This window comes from Streptomyces niveiscabiei (assembly GCF_001419795.1).
Lineage (GTDB): Bacteria > Actinomycetota > Actinomycetes > Streptomycetales > Streptomycetaceae > Streptomyces > Streptomyces niveiscabiei.
Window position 1 is genome coordinate 1 of sequence record NZ_LIRL01000877.1, and the last position, 5,870, is coordinate 5,870.

Annotated in this window: 8 protein-coding genes; 4 read left to right on the top strand and 4 right to left on the bottom strand. The window is 70.3% G+C overall.

What is annotated here, in order from left to right; all coding sequences use genetic code 11:
* Window positions 1-252, bottom strand: a 252-nt coding sequence (locus AOK24_RS36030; protein ID WP_159052105.1) for a TetR/AcrR family transcriptional regulator, incomplete at its 3' end; no start/stop codon positions are given.
* 54 nt (window positions 253-306) lie between these two features.
* Between AOK24_RS36030 and AOK24_RS36035 the strand changes: the two genes are divergently transcribed.
* Both AOK24_RS36035 and AOK24_RS36040 read left to right on the top strand, forming a co-directional pair.
* Entirely contained in the window at window positions 307-1,446 is a 1,140-nt protein-coding gene (locus AOK24_RS36035) for an FAD-dependent oxidoreductase (protein WP_055724176.1), read from the top strand.
* Between the two features lie 50 nt (window positions 1,447-1,496).
* Window positions 1,497-2,297 carry an aminoglycoside phosphotransferase family protein gene (locus AOK24_RS36040; RefSeq protein ID WP_055724177.1) on the top strand — a complete coding sequence of 267 codons (801 nt, stop codon included), beginning with the start codon at window positions 1,497-1,499 and terminating at the stop codon, window positions 2,295-2,297.
* 230 nt (window positions 2,298-2,527) lie between these two features.
* Here the strand turns inward: AOK24_RS36040 and AOK24_RS36045 are convergent, their stop codons facing one another.
* The 3 genes from AOK24_RS36045 to AOK24_RS36055 all read right to left on the bottom strand — a co-directional run bounded on the left by AOK24_RS36045 (window position 2,528) and on the right by AOK24_RS36055 (window position 4,077).
* The gene (locus AOK24_RS36045) at window positions 2,528-2,842 is read right to left on the bottom strand and encodes a DUF2199 domain-containing protein (RefSeq protein WP_240554281.1); all 315 of its coding nucleotides are present in this window, start codon (window positions 2,840-2,842) and stop codon (window positions 2,528-2,530) included.
* Between the two features lie 321 nt (window positions 2,843-3,163).
* On the bottom strand, window positions 3,164-3,805 hold the full coding sequence (locus AOK24_RS36050) for a nucleotidyltransferase domain-containing protein (protein WP_055724178.1): 642 nt from the start codon (window positions 3,803-3,805) through the stop codon (window positions 3,164-3,166).
* The gene (locus tag AOK24_RS36055) at window positions 3,802-4,077 is read right to left on the bottom strand and encodes a hypothetical protein (protein ID WP_055724179.1); all 276 of its coding nucleotides are present in this window, start codon (window positions 4,075-4,077) and stop codon (window positions 3,802-3,804) included. The genes AOK24_RS36050 and AOK24_RS36055 overlap by 4 nt, the downstream gene beginning before the upstream one ends.
* 460 nt (window positions 4,078-4,537) lie before the next feature.
* On the opposite strand from AOK24_RS36055, the gene AOK24_RS51590 reads away from it, so the two are divergent.
* Both AOK24_RS51590 and AOK24_RS36065 read left to right on the top strand, forming a co-directional pair.
* Complete coding sequence (locus AOK24_RS51590) at window positions 4,538-5,074, top strand: helix-turn-helix domain-containing protein (RefSeq protein ID WP_240554282.1); 537 nt, start codon at window positions 4,538-4,540, stop codon at window positions 5,072-5,074.
* 95 nt (window positions 5,075-5,169) lie between these two features.
* Window positions 5,170-5,850 carry a hypothetical protein gene (locus AOK24_RS36065; RefSeq protein WP_055724180.1) on the top strand — a complete coding sequence of 227 codons (681 nt, stop codon included), beginning with the start codon at window positions 5,170-5,172 and terminating at the stop codon, window positions 5,848-5,850.
* Window positions 5,851-5,870 lie beyond the last annotated feature (20 nt).

A 5,870-nucleotide genomic window follows, 5' to 3' on the forward strand; every position in this document is an offset into this window, starting at 1 on the left:
CCCAGCCCCCGTCCCAACCCCAGGGACGATCTCAGCGTGGACCGCGTCCACCATCAGGTCGTACAGCTCCTCCTTCGTCGCGATGTAGCCGTACAGCCGCATCGGCCCCGCGTTCAGCCGGGCGGCGACCTTGCGGAGTGACACCGCGTCGAGTCCGCCCTCGTCGGCGAGGGCGATCGCGGCGGTGACGATGCGGTCGCGGTCGAGGGGTACGGGGCGGGAGGGGGGCTCGGGCCGGTCCCAGACAGTCATGGTTCACATCGTACGGTTGCGATACGACGCATCGTGAAAATACAGTGTATCAACATGGGACATCGCATCGCCGTCGTCGGAGCCGGGCCCGCCGGGCTCACTTTCGCGCGGGTAGTACACGGGTACGACCATGCCGTCACGATCCTCGAACGCGACCCCTCGCCCGACGCGCGCCCCCCGGGCGGCTCGCTCGACCTCCACGCGGGGATGGGCCAACTCGCCCTGGAGAAGGCGGGGTTGCTGGACGAGTTCGCGGCCCTGTCCCGCCCCGAGGCCCAGGCCATGCGCATCCTCGCCCCCGACGGCACGGTCCTGCGCGACTGGCGTCCCCGCCCGGGCGACCTCGCCAACCCCGAGATCGACCGCGGCCAACTCCGCGACCTGCTGCTGGGGCCGCTCGACGTCCAGTGGGGCCGGGAGGTGACGCGGGTGGAGCCAGGCACCGGCGGCCCGTACGACCTGAGGGGTACCCGGGTAGTACCGGGGCGGGTCCATTTCGCGGACGGCCGCGAGGAGACGTACGACCTCGTCGTCGGCGCGGACGGCGCCTGGTCCCGCACCCGGCCCGCCGTCTCGCCGGTCACCCCGTACTACACAGGAGTGACCTCGGTCGAGACGTCCCTCGGCGAAGAGCCCGCCGACGACGACCTCGCCCGCCTGATCGGCGACGGCTCCCTGGCGGCGTACGGCGTGAACCGCTCCCTCGTCGCGCAGCGGGGCAGCGGAGGCCGGGTCAGGGTGTACGCGAAATTCCGCGCGCCGGAGGACTGGCACGCGCACCTCGACCCGTCCGACACGGAGTCCCTCCGCGCAACCCTCCTGACCCTGTTCTCCGGCTGGTCCCCCGCCCTCCTCGACCTCCTCCACCGAGGTACGACCTTCACCCACCGCCCCATCCACACCCTCCCCGTCTCCCACACCTGGCCCCACACTCCTGGCGTAACTCTCCTGGGTGACGCGGCCCACCTGATGCCGCCCCTCGGCGCGGGCGCGAACCTCGCCATGCTGGAGGGCGCCGAACTGGCGGAGTCCCTCATGACGGACAACCTCGACGCGGCGGTCCGCACCTTCGAACTCCGCATGTGGGAACGGGCCGCGAAGTGGTCCCGGATCACGACGGCGGGCCTGGACCGCCTGGTCAGCCCGGACCCCATGGAGGCGGTCGCCCACTTCGACAGGGTCCAGCCGTCCTGAACCCAGAGCACCGCGTCCGCGCGGGGCCGTACGGCGATAGCGTGACCGGTATGACGGCTGAGGGCGGGGCGCTGGTCGGCGGTATGGCGAACGCGGGGGCGGTGTTCCGGCGGGGTGAGCTGGTGGAGCGTCCGGCACCGCGCAACGCGCGCGCCTTGCACGCATACCTCCGCGCGCTCAGGGCGCACGGTTTCGACGCGGCGCCGGTTCCTGTCGGTCTCACCGAGGACGGCCGCGAGCAGCTCACCTTCATCCCCGGAGACGTGGCCCTGCCGCCGTTCCCGGACCGGGCGATGACGGCTTCCGCCCTCGCGTCCGTGGGAAGCCTGCTGCGGCGCCTGCACGAGAGCAGCGCGGCCGTCCCGGTCGACCCCCACGCCGAATGGCCCTCGGACCTCGCCGATCCGGAGGGGGGAACGATGCTGTGCCACAACGACGTATGCCCGGAGAACGTCGTCTTCCGCGACGGCCGCGCCGCCGCCCTGATCGACTTCGACCTGGCCGCCCCCGGCCGCCCCCTCTGGGACGTCGCCATGACCGCCCGCTACTGGGTACCGCTGGTCGACCCCGCCTCGGCGTCCGCCTACTACCCCGCCGGCCTGGACGCTCCCGCCCGCCTGCGCATCCTCGCCGACGCCTACGGCCTCCCGCCCCAGGACCGCGCCGACCTGCCCGACGTCGTCGAACAGGCCACGGCCGTCTGCCGCACCTTCGTCACCCACCGCGTGACCACCGGCGACCCCACCTACCTCCAGGCCCTCACCGAACGCGGCGGCTGGGCACGCTGGGACCGCTTGCAGAGCTGGCTGGCGGAACATCGCGAGGCGTTCAGGGCGGCCTTGCTGAAGTGAACGGCCCCCATGGCCACGGGAACGGTGACCATGCGGCCCAGAGCGACCTGGAGCGGGGCCGCCCCCGTGGCCGTTGGGCAGCATTCCGGACAGACACCGGCCGCCAACTCGGTACGGGCGCCTGCGGATGCGCCGGCCCCGGGACGGCCCCCGGCACGCCGGTTCACCCGGCGGCGAGAGCAGCGGCACGGTTCAGAGGGCGACCTCATCGTCGTCACTCGGAATCGTCGTCACACGGAATCTCCGTCGCGCGCAGCACCGCCGGTGAAGTGCCGTACGGCCTCGGCGATCTCACGCACCCGGTCCGTGGCGATGCCGGTGCACTGTTCGACGGCGAGCGGGTGATCGGTGGGTTCGAGCTCGACCAGGGGCCGCTCACCGATCGGGCGAGTGTGGATATGGGTCTTCAGATCGACGGTGCCGGGGAAGTAGACCGGCAGTTCGGTGGTGAGCCAGCCGAAGTACGGCTTCTCCGACTCGCGCCCCGGCATGTCCCACAGATCGGCCGCGCGGGAGAAGTCCTCCCGGTGCGGAGCTGTCAGCACTGAATCCGAGCTTACGGACCAGTCGAAGGAAGCGGCACCCCAGCCTCGCTGGATCTTCTGGAAGACCCGAGGTCCCGACCTCCGCAAGAACCGACGTAACCGCCAGCTGCGGTTCCTTCTCCGCACCGCTGTCTGGTAGATCCAGAACCCGTGACATGGTGGCGTCCTGCCCGGGGGCAGGGCTCCACAGTCGTTTCACCGCGCGGGTCGAACGCGGCACAGGATCAACTGATCAGCACGACGCGGGTACGGGGTTCCAGTAGGAACGGAGCAGAAGATCAATCTCGCCGGTACTGGCTGTTCCGTTGGTCCAAGCGGCGGCTACAGGTCCGCGATCCAGAGGTGTCCCGGGTGCACACGGGCGAGTAGCTCGGCCAGGGTCTCGCGCTGAGCAGTGGTCATGTGCGGGACGGTCGCGTCGAAGTCTGCTTGATCCTTTCGACGGGCGTGCTTGGCCTTGAACAGCAGGACCAGTTCGGGTGCCAGATACGGGATGCCGTCCTGGGTGCGGTGGATGATGCCGCTGTAGGGAAGCCGGATCCTCTCGTCGCGTCGGCAGATCCAGGTGTCGCCGTCGTGAGGTTCACGGAACACGTCGAGCAGGTAGTTTCCGGTGGCCGGATCGCGGAGCCATGTCTGATGTACGGCGGCCAGCACCTCTGGTGTGGCGTCCTCCCAGATCCGGCCGCTGCCTACCGCGTCGAAGACGTGGCCGGGGAAGCGGTCGCGGACTTCTGGAAAACTGGCGGCCGGAATCGCGATCTCGATGTCTCCATGAGCGCGCGTCTGCTTGCCGCGGAACAGGTCCAGCGCCCAGCCTGCGGCCACGTACCAAGGCGTGCGGATCCCGGTCAGCTGCTGCGCGACCTCACTCGGGGTCCAGCAGGATGACCACCTGGCGTGCAGGGCTTCGACCTCGTCGGGTGACAGATCGACGCCGCCGTTGGGTAGCTGCTCCCTCACTGCAGGAGTCGGTCCGTACGGGAGCTATCGGCAGGTTGCCCGCTCCGGGTGTCGTCAGCGGCCGGCGTCTCTGTGGCAGCGTCGGACACCGTTTCGGCAGCAGCAGCGGTGCGGCGTTTGCTCCACTTGTCGTAGACGACGGTCCCCGCGATGGAGGCGCCGGTAATGGCACCGCCGATGATCATGCCCCGCCCGGTGTAGAAGGCGCGCAGCGCGGTGGGACCGCCGCGCTTGGCTGCTTCCTTGGCCAGTTCCGCGTAGGCCCACGCCATGGTGTTCCTCAATTCGTGTCGCTCACCCAGGGATGGATCGATGATCGCAGGGCTGCCCGTCGCGGGTGGGGCGTTCACGGACGTTCGTCACCGGGTGCGGGGCCTCACCCGCCGATGGTGCGGCCGTAGCGGGAGGCATTGCGGGCACACTGACCGCCGCTCGACGGTCCCCTGGCAGTGGTCGGTGAAGGAGACCGACCGGCCCTGGGACCGGACACCGCTCGCGATCACACATTGTCACGAGCCGGTTGGAGTCCTCGGCCAACTCGCGACAGTTGAAGACGAGAGCCCGCCAGTACCAAGGCCGGGTGTCGACGATGACCGTGGCGACGCGTTCCATGAGGCCGCCGAAGCCGCAAGACAGGTCAATGGGGGAGCCTACGAAGCGTTCTCAGTGACGCGGCGCACTTTTGCAAGCGGGTGCTTGCAATAGTTAGCGGGGGCGGTGCATGGTGGAGGCATGGCATCGCTCAATGTCGGGAACCTCGGCGAGTACCTGCGCGAGCAGCGGCGGAACGCGCGGCTGTCGTTGCGGCAGCTCGCGGAGGCCGCGGGGGTGTCGAACCCGTACCTCAGTCAGATCGAGCGGGGGTTGCGGAAGCCGAGCGCGGAGGTGTTGCAGCAGGTCGCGAAGGCGCTGCGGATCTCTGCCGAGACGCTGTACGTACGGGCGGGCATCCTCGACGCCGAGCGGGATCTCGACGAGGTGGAGACGCGGGGCGTGATCCTCGCGGACCCGACGCTGACCGAGCCGCAGAAGCAGGCGCTGCTCCAGATCTACGAGTCGTTCCGCAAGGAGAACGGGTTCGAGGCGGGAGCCCAAACGCCGGCCCAGACGCTGACCCGAACGCCGGCCCAAACGCCGGGTGCGGAAGGCGACTTCGGCACCGACGAGCCCGTACAGAAGCACCCCGCGCAGAAAGACCCCGTGCAGAAGAAACCCGCACGGAAGAACCCCACACACAACGACAGCGACCCGCAGGGGGCGGCCGGCTGACCGGTCCAGGGGACCGGCCGCCCGACTGCGGATCAGCATCACCTCGGCCGATGCCGACGTACGTGACGAACGCGAAACCGGGAGGAACACCCACCATGGCCATCACCGACGATCTGCGCAAGACCCTCAGCGACCCGACCCCCCTGTACTTCGCGGCCGGCGCCGCCGACCTCGCGCTCCAGGAGGTCAAGAAGGTCCCCGCGCTGGTGGAGCAGCTGCGTACGGAGGCCCCGGCGCGGTTCGAGGCCGTGCGGGAGAGCGACCCCAAGGCCCGTGCGAAGGAGGCCGGCGCCCGCGCGAAGGAGGCCGGCGTGAAGGCGGGCGAGCGGGCGAAGGAGGCGCAGGAGACGCTCCAGACCAAGGTCGGCGAGTTCGTCACCGCGCTGGACGGTGACTTCAAGAAGCTCGGCACCACCCTCGACGCGGACCTCAAGCGCCTCGGCGAGTCCGCGCAGGACCTCGCGCTGCGGGGCGTCGGCGTGGCCGCGGAGTACGCGGTGAAGGCGCGCGAGACGTACGAGAAGGTCGCCGAGCACGGCGAGCAGGCCGTGAAGACGTGGCGCGGCGAGGCCGCGGAGGAGATCCAGGAGCTGGCGGTCGCGGTGGAGGTCCAGGAGGACACCGCCGAGAAGCCCGAGGCCACCACCGAGGCCAAGGCCGAGGAGCCCAAGGCCGCCGCCCCGGAAGCCAAGGCCGCCCCCGCGAAGAAGGCCCCCGCCAAGAAGGCCACCCCCCGCAAGGCCGCCGCGAAGAAGACGACCCCGCCGGCGAAGTGACCCGCGCGACGGGCCGGGCA

Bases quoted from the DNA above. Each gene is read 5' to 3' on its own strand.
- AOK24_RS51590 (WP_240554282.1), top strand. From the start codon at position 4,538: ATGGCATCGCTCAATGTCGGGAACCTCGGCGAGTACCTGCGCGAGCAG.
- AOK24_RS36035 (WP_055724176.1), top strand. From the start codon at position 307: ATGGGACATCGCATCGCCGTCGTCGGAGCCGGGCCCGCCGGGCTCACT.
- AOK24_RS36040 (WP_055724177.1), top strand. From the start codon at position 1,497: ATGACGGCTGAGGGCGGGGCGCTGGTCGGCGGTATGGCGAACGCGGGG.
- AOK24_RS36065 (WP_055724180.1), top strand. From the start codon at position 5,170: ATGGCCATCACCGACGATCTGCGCAAGACCCTCAGCGACCCGACCCCC.
- AOK24_RS36055 (WP_055724179.1), bottom strand. From the start codon at position 4,077: ATGGCGTGGGCCTACGCGGAACTGGCCAAGGAAGCAGCCAAGCGCGGC.